The 26,188-nt window shown below is 62.0% G+C and carries 24 protein-coding genes and 1 pseudogene; 14 read left to right on the top strand and 11 right to left on the bottom strand.

Annotation, left to right across the window (positions count from 1 at the left end; genetic code table 11):
* Positions 1 to 82: 82 nt before the first annotated feature.
* Complete coding sequence (locus PPGU16_RS22725) at positions 83 to 982, bottom strand: DUF72 domain-containing protein (protein WP_180722671.1); 900 nt, start codon at positions 980 to 982, stop codon at positions 83 to 85.
* Between the two features lie 355 nt (positions 983 to 1,337).
* Between PPGU16_RS22725 and PPGU16_RS22720 the strand changes: the two genes are divergently transcribed.
* The 4 genes and pseudogenes from PPGU16_RS22720 (at position 1,338) to PPGU16_RS22705 (ending at position 5,009) form a co-directional block, all read left to right on the top strand.
* On the top strand, positions 1,338 to 1,646 hold the full coding sequence (locus PPGU16_RS22720) for a hypothetical protein (protein ID WP_180725184.1): 309 nt from the start codon (positions 1,338 to 1,340) through the stop codon (positions 1,644 to 1,646).
* Positions 1,647 to 1,891: 245 nt separating this feature from the next.
* A pseudogene (locus PPGU16_RS22715) lies at positions 1,892 to 3,544 on the top strand (acyl-CoA synthetase).
* 325 nt (positions 3,545 to 3,869) lie between these two features.
* Positions 3,870 to 4,124, top strand: a complete 255-nt coding sequence (locus PPGU16_RS22710; RefSeq protein WP_180722670.1) for an H-NS family nucleoid-associated regulatory protein — start codon at positions 3,870 to 3,872, stop codon at positions 4,122 to 4,124.
* A gap of 99 nt (positions 4,125 to 4,223) precedes the next feature.
* Positions 4,224 to 5,009, top strand: a complete 786-nt coding sequence (locus PPGU16_RS22705) for a class II aldolase/adducin family protein (protein ID WP_180722669.1) — start codon at positions 4,224 to 4,226, stop codon at positions 5,007 to 5,009.
* 179 nt (positions 5,010 to 5,188) lie between these two features.
* Here PPGU16_RS22705 and pcaG read toward each other — a convergent pair whose 3' ends face one another.
* Both pcaG and pcaH read right to left on the bottom strand, forming a co-directional pair.
* Positions 5,189 to 5,779 (bottom strand): protocatechuate 3,4-dioxygenase subunit alpha, encoded by a 591-nt coding sequence (gene pcaG / locus PPGU16_RS22700; RefSeq protein ID WP_180722668.1) that lies wholly within the window; start codon positions 5,777 to 5,779, stop codon positions 5,189 to 5,191.
* A gap of 2 nt (positions 5,780 to 5,781) precedes the next feature.
* Positions 5,782 to 6,486, bottom strand: coding sequence for a protocatechuate 3,4-dioxygenase subunit beta (gene pcaH / locus PPGU16_RS22695; protein ID WP_009771205.1), 705 nt, complete (start codon positions 6,484 to 6,486; stop codon positions 5,782 to 5,784).
* A 109-nt stretch (positions 6,487 to 6,595) separates the two neighbouring features.
* Here pcaH and pcaQ point away from each other — a divergent pair, with 109 nt between their 5' ends.
* Positions 6,596 to 7,726, top strand: a complete 1,131-nt coding sequence (pcaQ, locus tag PPGU16_RS22690) for a pca operon transcription factor PcaQ (protein ID WP_180722667.1) — start codon at positions 6,596 to 6,598, stop codon at positions 7,724 to 7,726.
* Positions 7,727 to 7,843: 117 nt separating this feature from the next.
* Positions 7,844 to 8,971, top strand: coding sequence for a 4-hydroxyphenylpyruvate dioxygenase family protein (locus PPGU16_RS22685; RefSeq protein ID WP_180722666.1), 1,128 nt, complete (start codon positions 7,844 to 7,846; stop codon positions 8,969 to 8,971).
* Between the two features lie 830 nt (positions 8,972 to 9,801).
* Here PPGU16_RS22685 and PPGU16_RS22680 read toward each other — a convergent pair.
* Positions 9,802 to 10,428, bottom strand: a complete 627-nt coding sequence (locus tag PPGU16_RS22680) for a helix-turn-helix domain-containing protein (protein WP_180722665.1) — start codon at positions 10,426 to 10,428, stop codon at positions 9,802 to 9,804.
* Between the two features lie 325 nt (positions 10,429 to 10,753).
* On the opposite strand from PPGU16_RS22680, the gene amaB reads away from it, so the two are divergent.
* Positions 10,754 to 12,253: an L-piperidine-6-carboxylate dehydrogenase gene (gene amaB, locus PPGU16_RS22675; RefSeq protein WP_180725109.1), complete on the top strand. Its 1,500-nt coding sequence runs from the start codon at positions 10,754 to 10,756 to the stop codon at positions 12,251 to 12,253.
* A gap of 130 nt (positions 12,254 to 12,383) precedes the next feature.
* Complete coding sequence (locus PPGU16_RS22670; RefSeq protein ID WP_180725108.1) at positions 12,384 to 13,556, top strand: NAD(P)/FAD-dependent oxidoreductase; 1,173 nt, start codon at positions 12,384 to 12,386, stop codon at positions 13,554 to 13,556.
* Between the two features lie 10 nt (positions 13,557 to 13,566).
* Here PPGU16_RS22670 and PPGU16_RS22665 read toward each other — a convergent pair whose 3' ends face one another.
* From PPGU16_RS22665 to PPGU16_RS22645, 5 genes are all read right to left on the bottom strand, one after another.
* Positions 13,567 to 15,156 carry an alanine/glycine:cation symporter family protein gene (locus PPGU16_RS22665; RefSeq protein WP_180725107.1) on the bottom strand — a complete coding sequence of 530 codons (1,590 nt, stop codon included), beginning with the start codon at positions 15,154 to 15,156 and terminating at the stop codon, positions 13,567 to 13,569.
* Between the two features lie 166 nt (positions 15,157 to 15,322).
* Complete coding sequence (locus PPGU16_RS22660; protein ID WP_180725106.1) at positions 15,323 to 15,832, bottom strand: metal-dependent hydrolase; 510 nt, start codon at positions 15,830 to 15,832, stop codon at positions 15,323 to 15,325.
* A gap of 129 nt (positions 15,833 to 15,961) precedes the next feature.
* The gene (locus PPGU16_RS22655) at positions 15,962 to 16,300 is read right to left on the bottom strand and encodes a sugar ABC transporter ATPase (RefSeq protein ID WP_180725105.1); all 339 of its coding nucleotides are present in this window, start codon (positions 16,298 to 16,300) and stop codon (positions 15,962 to 15,964) included.
* A 224-nt stretch (positions 16,301 to 16,524) separates the two neighbouring features.
* Positions 16,525 to 16,944 carry a YfiM family lipoprotein gene (locus PPGU16_RS22650; protein ID WP_180725104.1) on the bottom strand — a complete coding sequence of 140 codons (420 nt, stop codon included), beginning with the start codon at positions 16,942 to 16,944 and terminating at the stop codon, positions 16,525 to 16,527.
* A gap of 274 nt (positions 16,945 to 17,218) precedes the next feature.
* A complete protein-coding gene (locus tag PPGU16_RS22645; protein WP_035997692.1) occupies positions 17,219 to 18,373 on the bottom strand; it encodes a porin in 1,155 nt (384 codons plus the stop codon).
* Positions 18,374 to 19,057: 684 nt separating this feature from the next.
* On the opposite strand from PPGU16_RS22645, the gene PPGU16_RS22640 reads away from it, so the two are divergent.
* Positions 19,058 to 19,561 (top strand): hypothetical protein, encoded by a 504-nt coding sequence (locus PPGU16_RS22640; RefSeq protein WP_180725103.1) that lies wholly within the window; start codon positions 19,058 to 19,060, stop codon positions 19,559 to 19,561.
* A gap of 26 nt (positions 19,562 to 19,587) precedes the next feature.
* Here PPGU16_RS22640 and PPGU16_RS22635 read toward each other — a convergent pair whose 3' ends face one another.
* Together PPGU16_RS22635 and PPGU16_RS22630 are read right to left on the bottom strand one after the other, a co-directional pair.
* Positions 19,588 to 20,022 carry an HIT family protein gene (locus PPGU16_RS22635; protein WP_180725102.1) on the bottom strand — a complete coding sequence of 145 codons (435 nt, stop codon included), beginning with the start codon at positions 20,020 to 20,022 and terminating at the stop codon, positions 19,588 to 19,590.
* A gap of 663 nt (positions 20,023 to 20,685) precedes the next feature.
* On the bottom strand, positions 20,686 to 21,123 hold the full coding sequence (locus PPGU16_RS22630) for a hypothetical protein (protein WP_180725101.1): 438 nt from the start codon (positions 21,121 to 21,123) through the stop codon (positions 20,686 to 20,688).
* Positions 21,124 to 21,373: 250 nt separating this feature from the next.
* On the opposite strand from PPGU16_RS22630, the gene PPGU16_RS22625 reads away from it, so the two are divergent.
* The 5 genes from PPGU16_RS22625 (at position 21,374) to PPGU16_RS22605 (ending at position 26,022) form a co-directional block, all read left to right on the top strand.
* Positions 21,374 to 22,060 carry a CDP-alcohol phosphatidyltransferase family protein gene (locus PPGU16_RS22625; protein WP_180725100.1) on the top strand — a complete coding sequence of 229 codons (687 nt, stop codon included), beginning with the start codon at positions 21,374 to 21,376 and terminating at the stop codon, positions 22,058 to 22,060.
* Positions 22,060 to 22,914: a HalD/BesD family halogenase gene (locus PPGU16_RS22620; protein WP_180725099.1), complete on the top strand. Its 855-nt coding sequence runs from the start codon at positions 22,060 to 22,062 to the stop codon at positions 22,912 to 22,914. The genes PPGU16_RS22625 and PPGU16_RS22620 overlap by 1 nt, the downstream gene beginning before the upstream one ends.
* Complete coding sequence (locus tag PPGU16_RS22615) at positions 22,911 to 23,915, top strand: flippase-like domain-containing protein (RefSeq protein ID WP_091786377.1); 1,005 nt, start codon at positions 22,911 to 22,913, stop codon at positions 23,913 to 23,915. Before PPGU16_RS22620 ends, PPGU16_RS22615 begins: the two co-directional genes overlap by 4 nt.
* A 21-nt stretch (positions 23,916 to 23,936) precedes the next feature.
* Positions 23,937 to 24,701, top strand: coding sequence for a phosphocholine cytidylyltransferase family protein (locus tag PPGU16_RS22610; RefSeq protein WP_180725098.1), 765 nt, complete (start codon positions 23,937 to 23,939; stop codon positions 24,699 to 24,701).
* A 181-nt stretch (positions 24,702 to 24,882) separates the two neighbouring features.
* Positions 24,883 to 26,022 carry an IS481 family transposase gene (locus PPGU16_RS22605; protein WP_180719574.1) on the top strand — a complete coding sequence of 380 codons (1,140 nt, stop codon included), beginning with the start codon at positions 24,883 to 24,885 and terminating at the stop codon, positions 26,020 to 26,022.
* Positions 26,023 to 26,188: the final 166 nt, after the last annotated feature.

Below are 26,188 nucleotides of genomic sequence, written 5' to 3'. Positions count from 1 at the left end.
AGACGAGGCTAGTCGATGCAAACTGAATTGCAACCGGAAAAGGCTTTAGTGCATTGCGTGTTTAAAGATGCACGACGCGTATTTACGCAAAGCGCTCTTGCTGAAGGATACGGATCATCGAATGCGCATTGCGTTGCGCGGCGTCTTCAAAGCAGTTGTTGAACACCACATGGGTGCGCCCCACGCGTTTCGCGATCTCGCGCACGGGCACGGCGATCTCTTCCAGTTCGCGCTCGGTGTAGTCGTAATTGAAGCGGCCCGCTGCCGTCGTGCTGCCGCTCCAGGTTTCCGCATTGCGGCCGTGCAACCGCACGATCACCAGTTCCGGCGACGTCGCTTCCCACACGGTATGCGCGCGGTTCGGCACGCCTTCGGGCGCATCCATCACCACGTGCACGAGGCTGTGCTCGCGTTCGAATGCGAGCGTCGATTCGCGATTCCGGTCGTCGAGCCAGCTGGCATTGCGGAATTCGAATGCCGTCAGATAAGGCGTCATCCGGTCCGCGCAGTGCCGCACGTGCGATTTGTCGCGCGGCGCAGTGGAGATCCACGGCGCGAACTGGAACAGCACCGCGCCGAGCTTGCCAGCCGTGCGCAGCGGCTCGAGGGCCTCGAAGAAGCGCCGCCACATCTCGTCGATGATGTCGGGCGGCACGTCGCGGTAGTACAGGTTCTTCTTGTCGTTTTGCGGCAGCAGCGGCTGAATGTCCGGCGGGAAGAACTTGCGCTCCGTCTGATGCCCGGTGAAAAGCCGGAATGCCTTCACATTGAACGTGAAGTGCTCAGGCGTGCGTTCGGCCCATAGCGTGCTGGTCGCCGCGCTGGGCATCGCGTAGTACGACGCATCGACTTCGACCATTGGAAACTGGCTCGAATAGAAACGCAGGCGTGCCTCGGCGCTCGTGCATCCCTTCGGATAGAAGCGGCCGGATTTGATGAGCGTGGCGTCCGTCCAGGACGCCGTTCCGACTTCGATCGACATGGCTCGTCTTCCCCGTGCAGGTCAGTGCGGCCATCGTACTGCATGCGCGCGCGGTTCATCAGCATGCTGAGTACTCAGCGCGGGCCGCTATGTGCGCCGCGCCGCATTGGTGCAAACCCCGGGTTCAGAACCATTTACGCACGACCGTTATAGAAAGTGGAAGCCATTCGAAGACGCAGTCATTCCACGCACTGAACTGTCACGCGGCGGTCGGCGCCGCAGAGTACATCCGGATAGTAGCGTGCAACGGAGCGGTGCTCTTCGAATGGGTCCGTCTATATAGGTCGACGCGTGTCCACTTCGTCTAACCAGACATAAGTGCTACGATGCCTGGGTGACGACGATGGAGGTGGAAATGGCGACCTATGCTATCGATGCCGTACGCATTAACCCTATGACTGACCGCGTCACCCACGTCCGTTGGGCTCTCGTCAATCCAAAAACGAATGAATGGCTCTCGCCACATGAAATTGTCGAAGTCGCGGACGTCGTGACGGCAATTCATGCGGGTAATGCCGTCTGGTCGTTCTTCACGCTGGGCGGCCTGCATCTGCTGGGCCCCAAGATCAAAACGGTTTCGCACGCCGACGGCAACGACGGGATCGACACCGACGTGCCGGATGGCCACGTCGAGAAGTTCATCGACGATCTGCCGCGCGTCTGATTTTTCAGGCGCGCGATGTTCTGAGGGCGACAGCCCGATTTCCGGTTTGCGCGCGCGGGCCGCGTTCGACGCGGCTGCCGCGCGTTCCGCGCTGCATTGCGGCTTCGCACAAAATCTTGCGCCCGGGCATTGGCGGCGCTGATTCATGCAATGCTTTTGCACGTGCATTACGCATTCGAACCCGATATCCATTGCCACAAAACAACTAAATCGACGGGGCCGCACGCTTCGGAGGAGACACAGCCATGACGCATATGTACGACGCGGGACTCGCCCGTCGCGAGGCCAATCATGTACCGCTGACGCCGATCGATTTCATCGCGCGGGCCGCCGAAGTCTATGGCGACCGGCTCGCCGTCGTGCATGGCGACGTGCGCCGTACGTGGCGCGAAACGTATGAGCGCACACGGCGTCTGGCGAGCGCGCTGCAACGCGCGGGCGTCGCGCGCGGCGAGACCGTCGCGGCGCTGCTGCCCAATATTCCGCCCATGATCGAAGCGCATTTCGGCGTGCCGATGGCGGGCGCCGTGCTCAATACGCTGAATACCCGGCTCGATGCCGCTTCGATCCTGTACATGCTGCGGCATGGCGAGGCCAAAGCGCTGATCGTCGATAGCGAATACGGAGAGCTTGCGCTGCGCGCCGCGCGCGAGTTTCCGCAATTGCGCATCATCAGTGTCAGCGATGCGCAGCCCGCCGATACTCGCCATTTCCCGAACGCGACCGACTACGAAGCGTTCCTGCAAGAGGGCGATGCGCGGTTCGCCTGGACGCCGCCCGCCGACGAATGGGACGCCATCGCGCTCAACTACACGTCGGGCACGACGGGCGAGCCGAAGGGCGTCGTCTATCACCATCGCGGCGCGTATCTGAATGCGCTCAGCAATATCCTCGAATGGGATATGCCGAAGCATGCGGTGTATCTATGGACGCTGCCGCTCTTTCACTGCAACGGCTGGTGTTTTCCATGGACAGTCGCGGCGCGCGCGGGCGTCAACGTGTGTCTGCGCAAATTCGATCCGAAGCTCGTCTTCGATCTGATTCGCCGCGAGCGCATCACGCATTATTGCGGTGCGCCCATCGTGCAGAGCGCGCTCGCGAATGCTCCTGCCGAGTGGCGCGACGGTATCGCGCACCGCGTGTCGACGATGGTGGCGGGCGCGGCGCCTTCGCCTGCCGTGATTGCTCGCATGAAGGCGATCGGTTTCGATCTGACTCATGTGTACGGTTTGACCGAGGTGTACGGACCCGCCTCTGTCTGCGCGAAGTAGGACGCATGGGATGCGCTCGACGACGACGAACGCGCGCGGCTCAACGCGCGCCAGGGCGTGCGCTACCACCTGCAGGCAGCCGTCGACGTGCGCGACCCCGATACGCTCGAACCCGTGCCGCGCGATGGAGAAACGATCGGTGAACTGATGTTTCGCGGCAATATCTGCATGAAGGGCTATCTGAAGAACGAGCGCGCAACGGAAGCCGCATTCCGCGGCGGCTGGTTCCATACGGGCGATCTCGGTGTGATTACCGAAGACGGCTATGTGCGCATCAAGGACCGCAGCAAGGACATCATCATTTCAGGCGGCGAGAACATTTCGAGCATCGAGATCGAGGATGCGCTGTACCGTCATCCGGCCGTGTCGGTGGCGGCCGTGGTCGCGATGCCCGACGCGAAATGGGGCGAGGTGCCCTGCGCCTTCGTCGAACTGAAGGACGGCGTGGACGCGAGCGCCGAGGAAATCATTGCGCATTGCCGTCAATTGCTCGCCGGATTCAAATTGCCTAAAGCGGTCTTCTTTGGCGAATTGCCAAAAACCTCGACGGGCAAGATCCAGAAATTCGAATTGCGCGCACGCGTGAAGTCGTCGAGCGCAATCGATCAGGAGCCGGAAAAAAAGTAGCATGCTTATGGTCCGATTGTCGCAAACGTAGAGCCCATGCCGCTTTCCGCAGCTATCAAAGCAGCGGGTTCGACGCGCACGCATGGGAATGAATGCTAGAATCCCGAGAAATCAGGGAAGCGACCTTGGCTCTTCAAGGTTCATGGCGAATTCCAGTACGCACCATGCGGGTTTTTCGCCGCCATTCAATCTGTCGGAACGCGCTGACAACTTCATTCGGCAGAAGTTGGTGGATCCGTATTAAGGCTTCGCTGTCAGTGCGAAGTCATTAATCTATTTAACGCGTGCTAATTGGCCGCGTAATTCGAAACGTTATCGGCACGTTATGAAAGAGCGAGAGGAACATCGGACGCTCGACCTCGACGGTCAAGCGCGAGAGCGGCTGATCTTGTGGATCCGTCGCCGCATGGATGAATTTGGCATTACGCTTGAAGCGCTCGAAGAGGCGCTGATCGCCGACGCCGCCGTGCCGAAATACCGCGATGCATTCGGGCACGAATGGGACGGCAAGGGCGACCGCCCCGACTGGCTCACGCGCGCCATCAACGCGGGTCAGGACATCGAGCATTTCCGCGTCTGAGCGCCGCATTCGCGGACGCTATTATCGAGTCCGTTTTTTTGTCACCGCTTTCCGCTTTCCCTTCACACGCCGCGCGACTGTATTCATGGAGACATCGCCATGTCCGACATGACCCCGCAACAGGCTGGATATAGCAGCGAAGAATGGACGACGCGCTGTGAGCTCGCCGCGCTGTATCGGCTGGTCGCGCATTTCCGCATGACCGATCTGATCGACACGCACATCACCGCGCGCGTGCCCGGTCCCGGGCATCACTTTCTGATCAACCGCTATGGCGTGCTTTTTCACGAGATGCGCGCGTCGGATCTCGTGAAGATCGATCGCGACGGGCGCGTGGTTGAAGCGGCGGACAAGGTCGCCGCCGATCCGAAGCGCTATCGCGTGAATGCGGCGGGCTTCACGATCCATTCAGCTGTGCATACCGCGCGGCCCGACATGCGCTTCGTGATTCACACGCATACGTCGGCCGGCTCGGCCGTGTCCGCGCAAAAGCAGGGCTTGCTGCCCATCAGCCAGCACGCGCTGAAGTTCTACGGCGCGCTCGCGTATCACGACTACGAAGGCATTGCACTCGATCTCGGCGAGCGCGAGCGCCTCGTCGCCGATCTCGGTTTGTGCAACGCGATGATCCTGCGCAATCACGGCCTGCTGGCGGGCGGTAAGTCGGTGGCGACGGCGTTTCAGGAAATTTACTTCCTCGAACGCGCGTGTCAGATCCAGATCGACGCGCTAGCGGGCAATGCGGAATTGACGCTGCCGCCCGAACACGTGCGCAAGCTCACAGCCAGCCAGTTCGCACGCGACGACGAAGAAGGCATCGCGGAACTGGCGTGGGAATCGGCTTTGCGGCTGATCGACAATTCGGTTTCCGATTACCGCAGTTGACGCACGGCGCGGCGTGACGAAACGCAGACGAAAAAAAGCCCGCGTCAAAGCGGGCATCCAAAAACTGCTCGGAGTTTCATTGCGCGATTTGACTCGCGCAACGCATCCTAACTTTCATTTGTGAACAGGCGATGAACCTTGCATCGAATGCATGCGAGGTTCGTGCACCGTGCGTCGCATCACAGGTCGAAGAACACCGTTTCCTTCGGGCCCTGCATGTGGATGTCGAAGCGATAAACAGCCTTGCCGCCCTGCGTTTCGCGCTTCGCGACCAGCGTCGCGCGGCGCTCGGCGGGCACGCTCGTAAGCACGGGGTCTTTGTCGTTTGCGGCGGTTTCGTCGTCGAAGTAGACGCGCGTGAACGTGTGCAGCAGCATGCCGCGCATCGTCACGATCACGTTCAGATGCGGCGCTTCGTCGGGCGATGCGCGGCCCGGCTTCACCGTTTCGATGATGAAGCGCTTCTGCGGGTCCGTGCCCGTGCCGAAGCGCGCAAAGCCGCGAAAGCCCGTCTTCGCCACTTCTTCGCGTGACTGCGGATAGCGGCCTTCGCTGTCCACCTGCTGCACTTCGATCATCGCGTCGCCGATCACCGCGCCGTCGCCGTCGAATACCTGGCCGACCAGCGTGATGTGCTCGCCCGCTGCCTCACGATCCGCGAGGACGTTCGTAAAGAGGCTCTTCAGATCGAAATTGTATTGCTCGGGGCACAGGCCGTAGGCGAAGTACGGTCCGACCGTTTGCGAAGGGGTCTGCTTAAACGTCGTCATGATCAGCGCTCCATCGGGGTTTCGTTCGGGCCGCGCAGCACGATGTCGAATTCATAGCCGAGCGCGTAGTTTTCCTGGGTCACGTCGAGTGTGAAGCGCGAGATCAGCCGGTCGCGCGCGCCTTCGGGCGTCCCCTGGAAGATCGGGTCGTACTGCAGCAGCGGATCGCCGGGGAAGTACATCTGCGTGACGAGGCGCGAGCCGAAATAGTCGCCGAACAGCGAGAAGTGGATGTGGTTCGGGCGCCACGCGTTCGGGTGATTGCCCCACGGATACGCGCCGGGCTTGATCGTCATGAAGCGGTAGCGGCCTTCGTTGTCGGTCAGGCAGCGGCCCGCGCCGAGGAAGTTCGGGTCGAGCGGCGCGTCATGCTGGTCGTTCTTGTGCACGTAGCGGCCGGCGGCGTTCGCCTGCCACACTTCGACCAGTGTATTGCGCACCGGGCGGCCGCCTTCGTCGAGCACGCGGCCCGTCACGATGATGCGTTCGCCGAGCGGCTCGCCGTTTTTCGCGGCATTGCGCGTCAGGTCGTTGTCGAGCGCGCCGAGGTCTTCCGCGCCGTAGACGGGCACGCGCTGGTCGCGCAGGCGCTCTTTCAGCGGAATCAGCGGGCGCGTCGGGCCGCGCTTGACGGACGATCCATACGGCGAATGGACGTAGGCGGGATGCGAGGGGAAGTCGCGCGGACTCAGAATGGAATCGTCCATCAGGTGTCTCCTTGGGGGATTCGATTTTGGCTAGTGGATGACGTGACTTTATAGAAGCCGAGAAGTTATGCAAAATGACGTTTTTTCCCATCTCGTATAACGATCCGTTATGCAACGCAGCCTCGCGGATAGCCGCGTCAAGTTCCGGCATTTGCAGTGCTTTCTTGCCGTCGCGCAGTTCGGCGGCGTGCAGAAGGCGGCGGAGAGCCTGTCGATCACCCAGCCTGCCGTGTCGAAGACGGTGGCCGAGCTGGAAGAGATTCTCGGCGTGCGCCTGTTCGAGCGCGGCCGGCACGGCGCCGTGCCGACGCGCGAAGGCCAGCTTTTCATGCCGCACGCCAGCGCCTGCGTGAGCGCGCTGCGCCAGGGCGTCGATCTGCTCGCGCGCGCGGAAGGCGAAGCTGCCGCGACGCTCGATATCGGCGTGCTGCCGACTGTCGCCACCTCGCTCGTGCCGCCCGTGATGCGCCTGTTCGGCGAGCAGTGGCCCAATGCGATCGTGCGGCTCAAGACGGGTTCGAACACCGAACTGCTGGAGCGCCTGAAGGCGGGCGCGATCGAGTTCGCCGTTGGCCGGCTGGCCGATCCGGAGCGCATGGTGGGGCTGACCTTCGAGCAGCTGTACAGCGAGCCGCTCATTGCCGTGGTGTGCGCGGGGCACCCGCTGGCGTCGGGCGGGCTGTCGTCGGCTACGCGCTTGCTGGAGTTTCCCGTCGTCGTGCCGCCGTATGGGACGCTGATCCGGCAGTCGGCGGAAAGCCTGCTGCGCGCGTGGGCGGTGCCGCCGCTGTCGTCGTTCATCGAGGTGCTGTCGGTGTCGGTGGGGCGCGCGCTCGCGCTCGAAAACGACGCCGTATGGTTTGTGCCGCGCAGCGCAATCGAATACGAACTGGCGCACGGCTTGCTCGTGACGTTGCCGTTGCCCGTCGCGGGCACGGAGGAGCCCGTCGGCCTGATCCTGCGCTCGGACACGCAGCCGACGCCCGTCGGACGCGCGCTGATCGAGGCCGTGCGCAAGGTCGCGCGCGAGCGGCTCGCGCGCCATGTGCAGGCGCGCGCGGAAGAGGGACGAGCCAGGCCTTCGGGGAAGCGCCGCACAAAACGCGACGCCGGGATCGACGCCAAAGTCGACGTCGGTATTGACGTGAAGCGCGACGCGAGCCATGGTGCAACCAAGCGTGGCGCGAAGTCACAAGGGGACAAAGCCTCGGGAACGACCCGCCGGAAGATGCCTCTTTGAACCGATTAGTACAAAATCGAGGTTGCACGAGTGGCGCTGCACGGTGTAAAACACGGTGCGCGGCGCGCCCATCTGCGCGCTTGCCGAGTTGAAACAGCACGTTCCATGGAGATGCACATGCCCAGCGACCTGCCGACCCCTGCCGACGCGCTCAAGGCCGTCGCGGACCCTGAGCACAATCCGCTCGGCACGGCCGGCATCGAGTTCGTCGAGTTTGCCGCGCGCCATCCGCAGACACTCGCCGACACCTTCGTGAAGCTCGGCTTCAAGCCGATTGCGCGCCACATCAGCAAGGACGTGACGCTGTTCCGTCAGGCCGATATGAATTTCCTGCTGAATGCCGAGCCCGATTCGTTCGCCGAGCGCTATGCGGAAGAATATGGCGTCGGCATTTGCGCGATCGGCATTCGCGTCGCCGATGCGCAGCGCGCTTATGACCGCGCGACCGAACTCGGCGCCTGGTCGTTCGAAGGCGAGCGGGTCGGTAAGGGCGAACTCACGATTCCGGCCATTCAGGGCATTGGCGATTCACATATCTACTTCGTGGACCGCTGGCGCGGGCGTGGCGGCCAGAAGGGCGGCCTCGGCGATATTTCTATCTTCGACATCGACTTTCGACCGATTGAACCCAGCACTGCGCAGGCCGATCTGAGCCACGCGGGCACGGGCCTGATCGCCGTCGATCATCTGACGCAAACGGTCGGCGCGGGCCGCATGCAGGAATGGATCGACTTCTACCGCGAGCTGCTCAACTTCCGTGAGATTCACGAATTGCATGCGAACTGGCATGTGTCGGCGGAATCGCGTGTGATGGTGTCGCCGTGCGGCGCGATCCGGATTCCGCTGTATGAGGAAGGCACGCGGCGTACGAGCCTGATGCATGAGTATTTGCCGGATCATCCGGGCGAAGGTGTGCAGCACATCGCGCTCGCTACCGAGGATATCTTTGCATGCGTCGATCAGTTGCTCGCCAACGGCATCGAGCTGGTTGAGCCGCCTCCTGCCTATTACGAGCAGATCGATACGCGTTTGCCGGGGCATGGGGTCGATATCGAGCGCTTGCGGCGCGGCCGGATTCTGGTCGATGGGGAGATTGGCGCGGACGGCGTGCCGTTGCTGTTCTTTCAGACTTTTGTGCGGCGGCGGGAAGGCGATATCTTTTTCGAAATCGTGCAGCGCAAGGGGCATCACGGTTTTGGTGAGGGGAATCTCAGCGCACTTGCGCAGGCGCGGGCGGTGGGGTGAATCGCCGGTTTTGGTTTTTGGTCTTTGCTGCGCAAGCGGTGCGGTTTGCTTGTTCTTGAGCTGGCATCCGCGGTTTGCTCTTTCATTGGCATCCGCGATTTGTTAGCGTGCTTCAGGCGTCGCCCCTGTGCGGGGCGGCACCTACTTTTCTTTGCCGCCGCAAAGAAAAGTAGGCAAAAGAAAGCGGCTCACACCGCCAGCCCGTGTTCTTGTCCACGGGCCCCCAACGTGCCCACCTTTCACACGGCAGCGTCCTTATTCGCGGGCGTTGCTAACGCTTCGAACAATCGCATCACCCGCTTCAGGCACCCGTACAACGGCAGACGGCAGCGAATGGTATGTGCCGCCCAGGTGGCAAACTGTGTGTAGGTTGTCGCGTCGTATAAGTTCGCGCTCTTACAGGGTGGAACGCGTGCGCAGGCGGTCCGAAGTGAGGCGTATGGAGAACTTGGGCCTACACACAGTTTGCCACCTGGGCGGCGGTGGACTGTCTGGCTCCGCGTGCTGTAGTGCGGGAGCGTGAAGCGGGTGAGGCGCTCATAAGAGCGCTGGCAACGAGCATGTATGACGTGATTGCCGTGTGAAGTGTAAGACCCTGTGGGGGCCCTCAGGCAATAACCAGAACTGGCGGTGTGAGCCGCTTTCTTTTGCCTACTTTTCTTTGCGGCGGCAAAGAAAAGTAGGTGCCGCCCCGCACAGGGGCGACGCTTGAAGCACGCTAACAAAACGCGGATGCCAGCGCAAAGGCAAACCGCGGATGCCAGCGCAAAGGCAAACCGCGGACGCCAGCGCAAAGGCAAACCGCAGACACCAGCGACCACCAACGGTCGCTATTTCTTCGATGCAGTGCCACCAGAAACTGGCAAATCAGCACTCGTCGCCATCCACAAGACCTCAGCGTCTTCTTCGCTCGTCGAGACCGCGGCATGCCCCGTTCGGCTATCGAAATAAAGACTATCCCCCGCATTCAGATGCGTAGGAGCATAAAGCTCCGAGTACAGGCACACACTGCCGCTGATCACATACAGAAACTCTTCGCCCTCGTGGCGACCCCAGTCATCAAAAGCATCGAGCGTATGCGCGGTGATACGAATGCGAAACGGCAACATCGCCTTGTGCGCGAGATCCGTCGCCAGCAATTCCATCTGATACCCGCGATACGCGTGGCGCTGACCCGCGTCCTTGCGCGTGAGCGCGCGCCGGCCGCTCGCGTTAACTTTCGGCGTCGAGCCGAACAGCTCGCCCAGATCGATCTTCAGACCCACGACGATCTTTTGCAGCACGTCGAAGGTCGGCGACATCAGGCCGTTTTCGATCTTCGACAGCGTGGAGCGTGATACGCCGCACAGGCGGCTGGCCGTTTCGAGCGTCAGATCGTGCGCGAGCCGTGCGGCACGCACGCGGCGGCCGAGGTCCGAGGTCGAGCTTTCGGGTGTCTTGGTGAGCGAGCTATCCATGGGCGTGAATGACTATGCGGCGTAATGCTTTTGATGTTTCCGATCATAACATCGGCCTGTTCGCGGACCGCCGCCCGGCCAGCACGGCGGGCGATGGATGCCAGCGGATTTCCGATCTGAAACGCACCCGCAGAGTGTGCACGATGATGCCTCGCACTGAAAAGCGCTACGCGTACAAACTCGGGAAAACCCTCATTTCTCCCCGTTTTCGGCCTTTCAGCGGATCGCGCAAGTTCATGTCGCAGTGCCGCTTGTCGTCATAAATGACGGCGTGTATAGTTTCCGAACTTACTTTTGTTTCGTATCGGAAATCAAGGGAATCCAGATGAACGCATCGAGCATCCTTGCCGATCTCGGCATTGCAGACGCAACGCAAGCGGGCGACATCGCCGTCCATTCGCCCATCACGGGCGAACTCATTGGCCGCGTGGCCAGCCAGTCGGCGGCGCAAGTCGATACGGTGCTGGCCAACGCGAAACAGGCATTCGAGCAATGGCGCAACGTGCCCGCGCCGCGCCGCGGCGAACTCGTGCGCCTGCTTGGCCAGCGTCTGCGCGAGAAGAAGCAGGCGCTCGGCAGCATCATCACGCTGGAGACGGGCAAGATCCTGCAGGAAGGACTCGGTGAAGTGCAGGAAATGATCGACATCTGCGACTTCGCGGTCGGCCTGTCGCGCCAGCTGTACGGTCTGACCATCGCATCGGAGCGCCCCGGCCACCGGATGGCCGAATCGTGGCACCCCATGGGCACCTGCGTCGTGATCTCGGCGTTCAATTTCCCGGCAGCCGTGTGGTCGTGGAACGCCGCGCTCGCACTGGTGTGCGGCAACGCGGTGGTCTGGAAGCCGTCGGAGAAAACGCCGTTGACGGCGCTCGCCGTCAACCAGATTCTCAACGAGGCACTGAAGGAATTCGGCGATGCGCCCGCGGGCCTCACGGCTGTCGTCAACGGCGGGCGCGATGTCGGCGCGAAGCTGGTCGCGGACCCGCGCGCGTCGATCGTCAGCGCGACGGGCAGCACGGAAATGGGCCGCACGGTCGGCGTCGAAGTGGCGAAGCGCTTCGGTCGGTCGCTGCTCGAACTCGGCGGCAACAATGCGGGCATCGTCGCGCAGACGGCCGACCAGGAACTGGCGCTGCGCGGCATCCTGTTCTCGGCAGTCGGCACGGCCGGGCAGCGTTGCACGTCGCTGCGCCGCCTGTTCGTGCACGACAGCGTGTATGACCAAACGGTCGAGCGTCTGAAGCAGCTCTATGCAAAGGTGCCAATCGGCAATCCGCTCGAAAAGGGCACGCTGATGGGACCGCTGATCGACAAGCAGTCGTTCGCGCGCATGCAGGAAGCGCTGCAACAGGCAGCGGCCGAAGGCGGCAAGGTGTCCGGCGGCGAGCGCGTCGAAGTGAAGGGCTATGAAGGCGGCTACTACGTGCGTCCGGCGCTGGTCGAAATGCCGTCGCAAACGGCCGTCGTGCTGAAGGAAACGTTCGCGCCGATTCTCTACGTGCTGCGCTACAAGGACTTCGACGATGCCATCGCGGCGAACAACGCGGCGCATCACGGCCTGTCGTCGTGCGTGTTCACGACCGACCTGCGCGAAGCCGAGCGCTTCACGTCGGATTCGGGTAGCGATTGCGGCATCGCGAACGTGAATATCGGACCGAGCGGCGCGGAAATCGGCGGCGCGTTCGGCGGCGAGAAGGAAACGGGCGGCGGTCGCGAGTCCGGCTCGGACGCGTGGAAGGCGTACATGCGGCGCGCGACGAACACCGTCAACTACTCGTCGGCACTGCCGCTGGCGCAAGGCATCGACTTCAATATCGGCTGATGCTTCGGCGCGGCGTGTCCCGGCTTCTCAAGCTCGAAACGCGCCGCGCTTTCTTCGATCAATCTGCTTAACGTTTTCAACCTGTCGCGGGCATTCGTTGCCTGCCGACCCGCTTCGTCTGGAGTGGCCTGTGAGTTCGAAAGTCGTCATTGTCGGTGGAGGCGTGATCGGCAGTTCGATCGCGTATTTCTTGCGTCTGTCGGACCCGACGGTCAGCGTCACCGTGATCGAACGCGATCCGACTTATGCGCGCTCGTCGTCGGCGTTGTCGGCGGCGTCGATCCGGCAGCAGTTCTCTACGCCGCTTTCCATTCAGATGTCGCTGTTCGGCATCGAGTTTCTGCGCACGATCGGCGAGCGTCTGGAGATCGACGGCGCGAAGCCTTCCATCGATCTGCACGAAGGCGGTTATCTGTTTCTCGCGACGCCTTCGGGCGAAGCGACGCTGCGCGAAAATCACGCGCTGCAAAAGCGTCTCGGCGCCGACATCACGTTGCTCGACAAGACGGCATTGGGCGCGCGCTTTCCGTGGCTCAACACTGACGACCTGAGCGCGGGCGCATTCGGCGAGACGGGCGAGGGCTGGTTCGACGGCTATGGGCTCGTGCAGGCGTTGCGCAAGAAAGCGCAGGCGCTTGGCGCGCGTTACGTTGCCGATGACGTCACAGCGCTGCATCGCGAAGGGCGGCGCGTCACACAGGTCGTGACTTCGCGCGGCGAGACTCTTCCGTGCGATGTGGTCGTGAATGCAGCGGGCGCGTGGGCGCGGCGGGTGGCTTTGATGGCGGGTATCGAGCTGCCCGTGTTCGCGCGACGCCGCAGCATTTTCAACGTCAGCTCGCCAGCGAAGCTCGAACACTGTCCGTTGCTGATCGATCCGACGGGCGTTTACTTTCGGCCCGAGGGTACGTCGTTTATCTGCGGCACATCGCCCTCAGCGGACAACGATCCTGACGATCTGCCGCTCGACGAAGTCGATCACGCGCTATTCGACGATGTGATCTGGCCGACGCTCGCGCATCGCGTGCCGCAGTTCGAGGCGCTGCGCGTCGAGCATTGCTGGTCCGGGTACTACGAGTACAACGTGCTGGATCAGAACGCGATCATTGGTCATCACCCGGATGTCGACAACTGCATCTTTGCCAACGGGTTCAGCGGCCACGGCTTGCAGCAGGGACCCGCAACCGGGCGCGGTGTCAGCGAACTCATCCTGCACGACCGGTACGTGACGCTCGATCTGTCTTCGCTCGGTTTTGCGCGCGTGCTGGAAAACCGGCCGATCGTCGAGAAGAACGTCGTGTGAGCGCCGCCAGTTAGCTGCCGACGCGTTCTTTCTGCGCTTCGGCTTGCTGGTGAACACCGTTGCGCTGATCGGCCGTCCAGTAGTCGGTGCGCACGCCGATCTGTTCCGACACGAACGGGCCACCGCGCGTCGCGCGATAGTGCGCGAGCGCCTTATAGACGAGGCGTTGCCCGACCAGCACGATCGGCACGTTGAGCAACACCATCACGATGTTCATCAGGTCGGATAGCGCCCAGAGGTTGGGCAGTTCGAGTCCGGCCAGCACCGTCAGCGCGCCGAACGGCACGAACACGAGCGAACCCACCACACGAATGCCCGTGATGAAAGCGCGGCTGCGCGAAATGAAGTTCGCCGAGATCTCGGCGAACGAAATCATGCCGAGCAGCGTGGTAAAGGCGAACAGGCCGTAGCACACGCACATCACGATCTTCACGGCCTGCGCCACCGCTGCAGGCACGAGCGTTTGCACGGAAGCCAGATAAACCGTGATCTTCGACGCGCGCACCGATTCCCACGCCTGCCCGTCGACCGTGCCCGTCCACACATGCGCCATCACGACGATGAAGCCCGTCATCGTGCAGATCACCATCGTGTCGAAAAACACGCCGAGGCTTTGCACGAAGCCCTGCTCGCACGGGTGATCGTTATCGGCGATGGCGGCTGCCATCGTGATGGTCCCTTGTCCCGCTTCGTTCGACATCAGCCCGCGTTTGACGCCTTGCGCGAGCGCAGTGCCGATCGCGCCGCCGAAAAGCGCATGCGGCGCGAATGCCCCGACGATCACTTCGTGAAAGAAATACGGAATCAGCGGCAGGTTGATCAGAATGATGATCAGCGACATCAGGCAGAACAGTGCGGCCTTGATGGGGACGAGCACGTCGGTGTACGCGGTCACGCGGCGAATGCCGCCCATGATGATGAACGAGCACGCGACGATCAGACACGCCGCGATCGCGTAGTACACCGTCGACTGGCGCGCGAGGTGCGTGCCCGAGACGGTATCGGCGATCGTGCCGATCGCGGTGAACACGTTGAAGGTTTGCGGCGGCACGTTGAACAGCGCATACACGATGAACACCAGCGACAGAAACGTGCCCACCACGCGCCGGTCGCCGAGAACGCGCCGCCCATAGAACGGCAACCCGCCGACGAACTCGTCGTGTTTCCGTTCCTTGAAAAGCTGCGCGAGCGTGGATTCCATGAAGGCCGTCGCCATGCCGAAGAACGCGGCCACCCACATCCAGAACAACGCGCCAGGGCCGCCGACCGAAATCGCGCCCGTGATGCCGACGATATTGCCCGGCCCCGCGCGCATCGCCAGTCCGAGCATGAACGACGCGAGCGCGCTGACGCCCGTATTCGACGATTGCCGCCGCAACATGATGCGCACGATCTTGCCGACATTCATCGTCTGGACGAAGCGTGTGCGAATGGAAAAGTGGATGCCGACGCCGACTAGCAAAAGAATCGCGAACGGGAATTGCCCGAGCACGGGAATCTGCGCATAGCTTTTGAAATTGGTGGGAAAGTCCCAGAGGAAATCCGAGATGGGGGCAATGAAGGCAAAGAATGCGTTCACGGATTGGAAAAGATCTTCCACGGGACTTTCCTCTCAGGCGTCGACCTGTCTAGAGCAGGCGTTTGGTATTCGGGATGTGCAGGGACGGACGGCAGGCATCGAGTGCGTGATGCTGCCGTCGCGGGTCGCCATTATACGGACCCGGTGCACGCCTATCGACGCATAGGCGATGTTGCGGACCGGATGGCTAGAGCAGTTGCCTCAATAGCGTCAGCGGAGCCGCGTGCGGCATCCAGACATGCGACACGACGAACCACGCGCCTACCCAGGATGCGGCGACGACGATCAGATCGCAATGCCCGCTATTCCAGAGCTTCAACGAATGGCGTCCGACAATCCACGGCACGCCGAGCGGATTCGGCCAGTCGGCCAGCAGATGCATCACGCCGCCGCATGCAAAGCCAAATGCAACGGCGGCTGCGGGATGATGCGCCATCGCTTGCCATGAGAAGAAGAGCGCCGCGAGCCAGCCGATTCCCCAATGCGTCGCCGTGCGATGCGTGATCCACAGACGCTTGCTGCGCGACCACCACGCCACCTCGAGCCAGTCCGGCGCCGTCGCACCCGCGACGCCTGCCACGAGCGCAAGCCACGCCCACACGTGAAACGGACCTTGCAATCCATGACGCGCGGCCAGCGCCACGGAGATGACGCCGGCCGCCCAGCCTGTCGCGTGATGTGCCTTGCTCGATGCCATTGAAGTCGCGCGACGACGGAGGTCGCGGTAAAACGCGGGCGGCCATTCTTGCAGAAGCGCATGTAAAAAAATAGCCCGCGACATGCGCGGGCTATGACAACCGGTCGTGCCGTTACGAAGATTTACACATCAGGTCGTGCAACGCGCGATTGCAAAGCGCATTTCTTCTTCGGGCGGATCGTCGCCCGTGCCGCGCACGACCTTGATGACGGAGCCGCCATTCGAAGGCGTCAGCGTGATGAAGTACGAACCGTTCGACGATGAGCCAACGGTCAGATCGGTCACGCCGTTGTTCTTCGATACATGCACGCGCGACAGACGGCTGTCGAGGCAGCGCGCGATGTCCGACGCGGGCCGCGCTGACGAGACATACACCATCGGTTGGGAAGAAGCGCTGGCGTCGGGACCGCGCGACGAGCCACACGCGGCGAGCAAGGCGATAGGGGCAAGAAGGATGAGTCGTTTCATGGTTGTGTCGTCGGCGTCTCCGTGCTGCGGGGTACGTGGGCGCAAGCGAAGCGCAAGGCTTCGCGACGAAACCGCTTGCGCCGCCACGCTCATTCGATGGATGAACTTCGAACGAAATGTTATCGACTGCAAAAACGGCTCTGGCCGAAGTATACCGATGCAAGCCGGATGCGCATGCGCATCGTGTGAGAAATTAATTCGAAGCGGATCGCGGGGCGTGCTGTCTAGAAGCGACTCCTGTACGCGAGCCCGAGCGTCGTGCCCCGTGCCGTGCGCTGGTACATGATTGCCCAGTGCGTCAGCGCCGCGCCCGTCAGCGCGCCGAGCGCGTCGGCTGCAAGGTCTTTGTAGGAGAAGCCGTCGGTGCGGCAGGTGCCGTCGAACACTTCTTTCGCGAGGCCCGGCACGGTGCCGATCAGCGTCCCGTAGACGACGGGATGTTGCGTGTCGCGCGCGAGGTACGCGCCCAGCGCGCCGAACGGCGCGGATACCGCGAAGTGTGTGAGTTTGTCGCTGCCTGTCCAGCTATCCGAGGACTGCACTCGCCAGCCGCCACGCGAGCCGCTGCAATCGAGTCCCGCGTGTGCGGCCGAACTGGCCGCCAGCAACAGCGCGAGCGCGCCCGCCCGTCTGATCGTCGTCATATGCTCTCCGATTTTGTTATTGAATCGCGCGCGTTCTGTCAGATGTATCTGGCGCGTGTAAGCATTTAACGACAGACAGAATCAAATCATTAGTAAACCGAAAGAAAAGTGTCAACGAATGTTTCGGGGTATGCGTACGCCGGTTCGCGTCTTCGCATCGAGCATAAAAAAACGCGCGCGTCAGACAGCACGCGCGCGTTTTTACGGAAGACACCGGCAGCCCGGTGCGGATCGTCATCCGCTCCGGCCGCCTGTGGCGTCGTTCCTATAGAGCTTAGAAGCGGTGACGCAGGCCGACAGCGACAGCCGTCTGGTTTTGCGTCGACGACGGCGTCAGCGTGTTGATCGCTGCGACGTTCGCGCCGAAGTTGCCGAGTTCGCCCGAAGCATGCTGATACACGCCTTCCAGGTACACGTCGGTGCGCTTGCTCAGCGAGTAGTCGCCTTGCAGCGAAACCGTGTGCCACTTCGGCGAACCGTCGCCGTTCGAACCCGAGACCTTGCCGTCCGTGAACGTGTACGCAGCGGCCAGGCTCAGTGCCGGTGTCAGCGCGTAGCGACCGTTGACTTCATAGTTGTCCAAGTGCAGGTTCGTGCCCGAGATGCCGTTGATGAACGTGCCGCCGACATTCGCGCTCTGCAGGTTGTCCAGTTGCGAGTGCGTGTACACGAGGCCGACGGTTGCCGGGCCGTACGTATAGTTCGCGCCGACGCCGTACGTGCGTTGCGTTTGTGCAGCCAGTTGCGCTGCGCCGCCCGCGCCTGCCGAGATCGCGCCGTTCGTGTTGTTGCTGCCCGAGTTGTTCAGTTGCAGGTAAGCGGCTGCGACGTTCAGCGGACCGTTCTTGTACGAAGCGCCCGCGCTCCATGCCCGGTTGTCCGCGAAGCCGTTAGCTTCGTTCGAGAAGCCATACAGGCCGCCGAACTGCAGGCCTGCGAAGTTCGGGCTCGCGTACTTGACCGAGTTCTTGACCGAGAACGAGTTGTCGAGGTTGTCGTTGTCGAACGGGTGGCCGGCCAGGTTGTTGCCGAAGCCCGAGCCCGCTGCCGACAGCGGCGCGAGGTAGTCGACCATGGAGTCATACTGGCGGCCCAGGGTCACCGTGCCGTACTGGTTGCTTTGCAGACCGACGTACGCCTGACGGTTGAACAGCGTGTTGTTTTCCTTGAGGCTGCCGTTGTTCAGGTTGAAGCCGCTTTCCAACGTGAAGATGGCGTGCAGACCATTACCGAGGTCTTCGCTGCCGCGCAGGCCGAAGTACGTGTCCGAAACCGAGCCGCTGCCTTGTTGCCAGTTGCTGTGGCCAGCCTGGTTGTTCGTGTAGATGAGGCCTGCGTCCAGCGTGCCGTACAGGGTAACGCTGCTTTGCGCGTGGGCGGTGGCTGCGAAGGCGCCGAGAATGCCCGCGGCGATAAGGGTTTTTTTCATGCTTTATTACTCCGAGACTTTGCGTGGAGACCGTAATACGGAACACGCGCTGCAATGCGTGCCGTCGATCCGGAGCGAAGTGTATTACTGATAATCGCCGGGTTACTTTCGTCTCGCGCAACAATGCTTTCCAGAAAACGGAATAGACGGATTAACGTCGCTAAGTATTTTGGTTTTAAAGGGTTTTTTGAATTCGGCGTGCGCCGGAGGAGGTGTTGTCAATTGTCGCATTGTTGCAGTAGTGCGACGGTGACAGCCAGAAGTCAGCCGGGTTAACCCGTTGAAAACCGTTTACGTGGGCTTTTGCAAGCCTCGATTAGTGCGATTTTTGGAAAGGTACTCTTCCACTGGATGGGCTCGCGTCGGCGAGTGACTGCTTATAGAATTTGTCTCAACCCTCGACCAAGGGTTGTCTTTTTCATCTGTTTTCAGCGGCCTTCGGGCCGCTTTTTTTTGCCTTTAAACAAGGTGGAATCGTTCAGTTTAATAATCGTCAATGAATTGTTTCGTAGATCGATATCGAATTAAATTGAACTTTTCCATATTTGCACGATAAGGCGCCTTTTTTTTGTCCATTGGTTATAGGCGTGCGCGTGGCCGATTTTGCGGCGGCGCGCCTGGGTAAAATGGAGGTTTCGCGCCGCAGGTTCGATGCGGCGCCCGACGAACCCGAGCCCTCTCTCAATGACCGATACGCCTCTCACCGAACCCGACGCGGACAGCGCGTCCGAAGCGCTGCACGAAGACCGCCTGTGGCGCGACAACGGCTGGACCGCACGCGTCAAGAAGAATGAAGACGACGACGGCTGGGCTGTCGAGATGATCAAGGACGGCGAGGCCGAGCCCGCGCTGGTGGGCCCGTGGACGATGGGCCGCGACAAGAAGAATCCGAAGCCGCTGGACACGGGCGCATTCAACACGCTCGTGAAGACGGCTTCGGAAGTGCTGCGCCGGCATGAACAGCAACTGCACGCGCAGTTGCACAAACGGATGGCGGTGGAGTCCGGCGACGCTACCATCGAAGTCACGCTCGACATCGTCCCCGACGAGGACGATCCCTATGCGCTGCTCACCGCGTTCGATTCCTTCGGCGAGCAGCTCGCGCAAGTGAAGGTCGCGCCGAACTTCAAGTTCAGCAGGGCGAGCGCGGCGTCGTGGGTCGAGAACGAGTTTCGTCGGCCGGGCTGACGCCGCTTATCTCTACAGTTAGCGGCTCAGGCGGACGCGGACTTCTTCAGCTCCGTCTTGATGCGCTCGGCCAGCGCGCGCAGCTCGTCGAGATCGGCGCGTTCGGCTGCGTGGATCTTCAACGGAATGCCGTCGTGACGCGGAATCACGTGAAAGTGCACGTGCGGCACGGTCTGGCCGGACGCCGCGCCGTTCAGTTGCGCGATCATCATTCCCGGCGGGTTGAGCGCCGCTTTCACGGCAATCGCGACCTTACGCGCGGTGCGGATCGCGGCGGCCGCCGCGTCTTCCGACAGTTCGAACAGCTCGGCGGCGGGCTCTTTCGGCAGAACCAGCACGTGGCCTTCGGCCTGCGGCATGATGTCCATCATCGCAACGGTGTGCTCGTCTTCATAGATACGGATGGACGGCAATTCGTCACGCAGGATGCGGGCAAACGGGTTCTGCTGATCGTAGGGCATGAAAGGCTCCGGTGGTCAGGCGCATTGGCCTTGCGTCGAAGGCCGTGCATGAATGGTCCGGGGATTTTAGCCGACGCGCTTTCACGCAATGTGTGGGGCGCGCGCGAATGTCGGTGCATCGATCGGCAACGTAGGTCGAACTTCCTTTGGCGGCAAGCACTTGCGTGTGGTGTGCTCAGCTTGTCCACATCCTTGTGAACAAAATCTGTGGACAAGCCGGATGCGGTTCGCCGGGCTTGCGCGTTTGCCTGCTGGATGCAGCGCGTTTAAGTTCAGTCGCATCAAGCACTTGCCGATCTCGTGCGCAGGATACTCACAGGCTTGTGAACAAAATCTGTGGACAACCTTGGGGCGTGTCCGCACGCCGGAGAAGCGTCTGTGAGCGACGCGACGTAGATGCATCGAGTGCAATCCGTGTTGCGTCAATGACTTGCGTTGGTCTTGCTCAGGTTACTCACAGGCTTGTCACCAAAAACTGTGGACAAGAACGCAGGCTCGCGCGCGTCAAAAGCCGTCGATCAGCGAATGCATGCGCCCTCGCATGCACGACACACATTCCGAGCCACATCAATGACTTGGCGCGTCCGTGCGCAGGATACTCTCAGGCTTACCCACGAAAAGTGTTGATAACTCATGTGCCCGCGTCGCTGCCAGTGAACGTGCTCAACTACGCTTGCAGAAAATCGCCGTCACATGCGGCGCGACATGATGAACGATGGCCGTGCTGCCCGCGGCGGTGACGGCTGTCTGAACCTTCTCGTCGCTGCCCCAGACGACGGCGCCGTAAGCCGACTTCGCGAGCGGCTCGCCGCTGCCGACGCGAAAGATCGGATCGTCCTGCTCGTAGCCGACGACAGCGAACACGCTGAAGCCATACGCATCCAGATTCGCGCCGCGCACGGGTCGGAACGCGTTGATCGAATTGCTCTCGACGCGCATCGGTTTCGGATCGATCAGTTGTTGCGCGGCGAGATCGGCGATGAACTTGTGCGCCGATTGGTCGCATGCAAGGGCGGCATCGAGCGATGCGGCGTTCGCGGCGAGCGGCGACGCCGAAAGCAGCATGGCGATGAGGGCAGAGCGGACAAAAAGCTGTTTCATGTTTTTGAACGACATCCGCTGGGGCGCGGATGGACAGAGAGGCGAAAAAAGCGCGAAGTACCGCGACGATCGACGACAAACAGGCCGCGAAAGGGATCGAAAGACCCGGTAACATCGGCACGACCGGCGTGCACTCTACCTGCGTTCGGAAAAACATGCTGTCAGGTCGAGCACGAGTAGGTCTTTGAAAAGCAACAGAATTGTGCGCGACTAAGGCAAGAAAATGCGATCCCGTATATATTTCCGGGTTATGACTTCGCAATCACACCCTCCCCGGAACGTTCCGCCGCCCAGGATGTGGGACGCCCGGCTTGCCCGGCGGCTCATCATGCCGCTCGTGGACACGCCCGTTACGCCCAATCACCTGACGACGGTACGCCTGCTGATCGGTCTCGCAGGCGGTCTGGCACTGGCGCGCGGCGGTTTCGCGTGGACCAACGTCGGCGCGTTTCTGATCGTGCTGTCCAACTTCGTCGATCACACTGACGGCGAGCTCGCGCGCGTCAGCGGCAAGACGAGCCGCATCGGTCATTTTTACGACCTCGCATGTGACGCGCTCGTGACGGTGCTGCTGTTCGGCGGCATGGGCTATGGCATGACGTCGGCGCAGGTCGGCAATCTGATCGGGCTGGCCGTGCCGCCGTTCCTGCTTGGTACTATTGCGGGCATCGCGGTCGCGCTGATTTTCTTCCTGCGCATGCGCATCGAGGAAATGGCGGGCAAGACGGGTACGAAGCAGGCCTCCGTCGGCGGCTTCGAAACCGAGGATGTGCTTTACCTGCTGCCGCTCGTCACGCTGACGGGTGGCGTCGCACCGTTTCTCGTGGCTGCGTCGATCGGCGCGCCGTTATTTGCTGCGTACGTGGTGATCGATTACCGGCGCGTCGTGCGCCGTACTCGCCCGGCGCAAAAAGACAGTCAAGCGTTGGTGAGTTGATGAGTGTGCCCGCAGAAGAAAACGTGATTACAAGCAATTCGATGGAACCCGCTGCCGGCCTCGCGCCGGCTTCTGCCGTTTCTGGGGCCGCTGCTTCGAGCGGCGTGCCTGATGCGGATCGCGCTGTCGCGAGCCGCGTCCGCACCTTCGACAACGCGCAGTTGCGCAAGGACTTCGACGACCAGAGCGCGTTTCTGTACCTCGAAGATTTCCTTGCGCCCGAAGTGACTGCACAACTGGTCGCCGCGGCGCGCGGGCTGCTGCCTGATGTGAACCGCAACTATCTGCCGGGCCACAAGCAGGGCGGCAGCGTCAGCCGCCATACGATCGATCGCCTTGCGCCGTTTATCGCGCAGCTGTATCGCTCGAAGGAGCTGATCGGCTTTCTGGAGAACCTGACGGGCGACAAGCTGCTGCTGTCGCCGGCCGACGATCCGCATGCGTACGCGCTCTACTACTACACGAAGCCGGGCGACCATATCGGCTGGCACTACGACACGTCTTACTATGACGGCCGCCGCTATACGCTGCTGCTCGGCGTGATCGACGAATCGTCGTGCCGTCTCGACTACGAGCTGCACACGCGCGACCCGAACAAGGCGGACTTGCCGGGCTCGGTGCAGATTCCGCCGGGCGGTCTCGTGTTCTTCGACGGCGACAAGCTGCGCCACCGCATCACGCCCGCGCTCGAAAACGAAATGCGCGTCTCGCTGACGTTCGAATACGTCACGGATCCGAACATGCGCCCGTGGCGCCGCGTGATTTCGAACTTCAAGGACGCGATTGCGTACTTTGGCTTCCGTCAGGTGTTCAGCCAGTTTGCGCGCCGTAACGCCAAAGGAGAAGGCGCGTGACGCGTGCCGCCGTCATCCTGTTGACGATCGGCGGCGGACTGTTCGTCGCGTTACTCGCATGGCAGGGCTTCGGCTCGGTCGTCTCGACGTTAATGGCGGCCGGCTGGGGTCTCGCCGTCGTCGCCGCGTTCCATCTGTTGCCGCTCGTGCTCGATGCAGGCGCGATCTCCGTGATGTTCGACCGACGCCGCAAGGAAGTCACCGAACTCGACGCGGTGTTCGCGCGATGGATCGGCGAATCGGTGAACAGCCTGTTGCCGGCTGGTCAGATCGGCGGGCCCGTGATGATGGTGCGTCAGTTGTCGCAACGCGGCTTGCGCATGCGCGACGCCGCGGCTGCGATCACCGTCAGCACCACGTTGCAGGCGCTTGCGCAGATCGTCTTCGCGATGCTTGGCCTGCTGCTGTTCGGCGCGTCGGCCGCGCACGGCGCGATGCAAGACTTGCAGACGGCTGCGCTGATTGCAACGGGCGTGCTGGCGGCGATGATCGTCGGCTTCTATATGGCGCAGCGGCGCGGCCTGTTTGGCAAGGCACTGCGCGTCGTGTCGAAGGTGTTCGGCAAGCGCGACTGGTCGGCACTGACCACGCGTGCCGATGCCGTCGATGTCGCCGTGCGCGAACTGTATGACCAGCGCGGCAAGGTTGCGGCGAGCTTCGCACTGAGCCTCGCGGGCTGGATCATCGGCACGGTGGAAGTGTGGCTGGCGCTGCGCTTTCTTGGTCATCCCGTTGGCTGGGTCGATGCGTTGCTGCTCGAGAGTCTCGGCCAGGCGATACGCGGCGCGGCTTTCGCGATTCCCGGCTCGCTGGGCATCCAGGAAGGCGGCTATCTGCTGCTGGCGCCGTTGGTCGGCCTGCCGCCCGAGGCGGCGCTGGCGTTGTCGCTGGTGAAGCGCGCACGCGAGTTGCTGCTGGGTCTGCCCGGTCTGCTTTATCTGCATTTCAGCGAACGTAGCTGGCAGCGGCGGCGCGATTCGCGTCTGCCTGCTGTCGATTGATTTTTTTAGAAAGGACCGCGAATGCGCGCCATCATTCTTGCTGCAGGTCTTGGCCTGCGTCTCCAGCAACCTGTCGGAGAACAGTTTCCCAAATGCCTGCTGCGTTTCGACGGCGTGACCCTGCTCGAGCGTCATTTGCAGATGCTCGACGCAGCGGGCGTCACGGACGTCGTGCTGGCGCTCGGCTTTCAGCCGGAACTGGTCGAAGCTGAACTTGAGCGGATTCAGTGGCCGCACAAGGTCGAGATCAAGCTGAACCCGCGTTTTGACCTTGGCAGTGTGCTGACGGTGCATACCGTCGCGGATGCGGTGACGGGCGGCGGCGACGTGCTGGTGATGGATGCTGACGTGCTGTATGACGAGCGTATCTTGAGCGCGCTCGTCGCGGGCGAGCATGTGAACCGTTTGTTGATCGATCGTGACTTCGAGGCAGGCGATGAGCCTGTCAAGTTGTGTCTGAAGGATGGCGTGCCGGTTGAGTTGCGTAAGCAACTGGCTGTGGGGCTCGAGTACGACACGATTGGCGAGTCGGTTGGGTTCTTCCGGCTGCGGGAAGAGACGGCAAAGCGATTTGCCGAGATCGTGGCGGGGTATGTCGATAGCGGGCGCGCGAATATGCCTCATGAAGAGGCTGTGCGGGATTTGCTGCTCGAGCGGAGTCATGTGTTTGATACGGCGGATGTCACCGGCGCGCCGTGGATCGAGATTGATTTTCCGAATGATGTTAAGCGGGCGGCGGCTGAGATTCTTCCGATGTTGCAGCCGATGGTGGGTGCTGCGCGGTAAGGGTTTGGGTTTGTCTGGGTTTTTGCTGGCATCCGCGTGATGTTTTTGGTCTGCTAGCGTTGCCCCTGTGCGGGGCGGCACCTACTTTTCTTTGCCGCCGTGTACAGACTGGAGACATCGCTGACAGGTGTACAGGGACATGACTGACACTTTCGGGTAATCAAACGCCCGGATTCCAACCATGCCCTGGGATGTAAAAGACACCATGAATCGTCGCGAAGATTTCGTCTGCGAGGCCGCCACACAGGCGGTCCCGTTCAGCGAGCTATGCCGTAAATTCAAGATCACCCGCCAGACCGGCTACAAGTGGCTCGCCCGCCACAAGTCTGAGGGTAGCAAGGGGCTGGCCGACCGCTCCCGGCGCCCGCATCACAGCCCCACACGCTCACCGGAGCACATCGAGGCACTGGTGCTGGACCTGCGCCGCCAGCATGGCTGGGGCGGACGCAAGATCGCACGGCGCCTGCGCGATCTGGGCCAGATTGAGGTTCCCGCGCCCGCCACCATCACCGAGATCCTGCGACGCCACGGGCTCATTGATGAACAGGCGTCCCGCCAGCGCCAGCACTGGCAACGCTTCGAGCACGAGCATCCGAACTCGTTGTGGCAGATGGACTTCAAGGGCGACTTCCCGACCCTGGAGAGCGGGCGCTGCGCGCCGCTGACGGTCATCGATGACCACTCGCGCTACAACATCGTGCTGAGCGCCTGCGCGCGCACCACCACCGGGATCGTGCAGGCAGAGCTTGAGCGGGCGTTTCGCTGCTACGGACTGCCATCGCGCATCAACACCGACAACGGCGCGCCGTGGGGCTCGCCCAGTGCGCCGGGGCAGCTCACCGAGCTCGCGGTCTGGCTGATCCGGCTGGGCATCCAGGTGAGCTACAGCCGCCCATATCACCCGCAGACCAATGGCAAGGATGAACGGTTTCACCGCTCGCTGAAGGCTGAAGTGCTGGAGCGGCACACGTTCACCACGCACGCGCACGTGCAGCAGGCACTGGATCGCTGGCGGCAGGTGTACAACACCGAACGACCGCACGAGGCACTGGGGATGGCGGTGCCGGTCACCCGCTACGCGTGCAGCCTGCGCAGGATGCCGGAGCGGCTGCCCGAGCCCGAATACGGTTGCGGCGATGAAGTGCTACAGGTCAATGCAAGCGGCGTGGTGCGCGTGCGAGGCGAGAAAGTGAAGCTCTCGATTGCGCTCAAGGGGCTGCAGGTGGCAGCCCGCCCGAGCGAAGAAGACGACGGGGTGATCGAGATCTGGTTCGCCCATCAGCGAGTCGCAAAACTTGACCTGAAGACAGTAAAACCCTGACCATCATGTGTCAGCGATGTCTCTGTACATGTGTCAACCATGTCTCCAGTCTGTACACCGCCGCAAAGAAAAGTAGGCAAAAGAAAGCGGCTCACACCGCCAGTGCTACTTCCTGCCTGAGGGCCCCCAACCGGTCCTACACCTCACACTGCATCGCGCTGGCCGA

It is taken from the genome of Paraburkholderia largidicola (assembly GCF_013426895.1).
In the GTDB taxonomy this organism is placed as follows: domain Bacteria; phylum Pseudomonadota; class Gammaproteobacteria; order Burkholderiales; family Burkholderiaceae; genus Paraburkholderia; species Paraburkholderia largidicola.
This window is presented reverse-complemented; position numbering and strand designations above follow the sequence as displayed.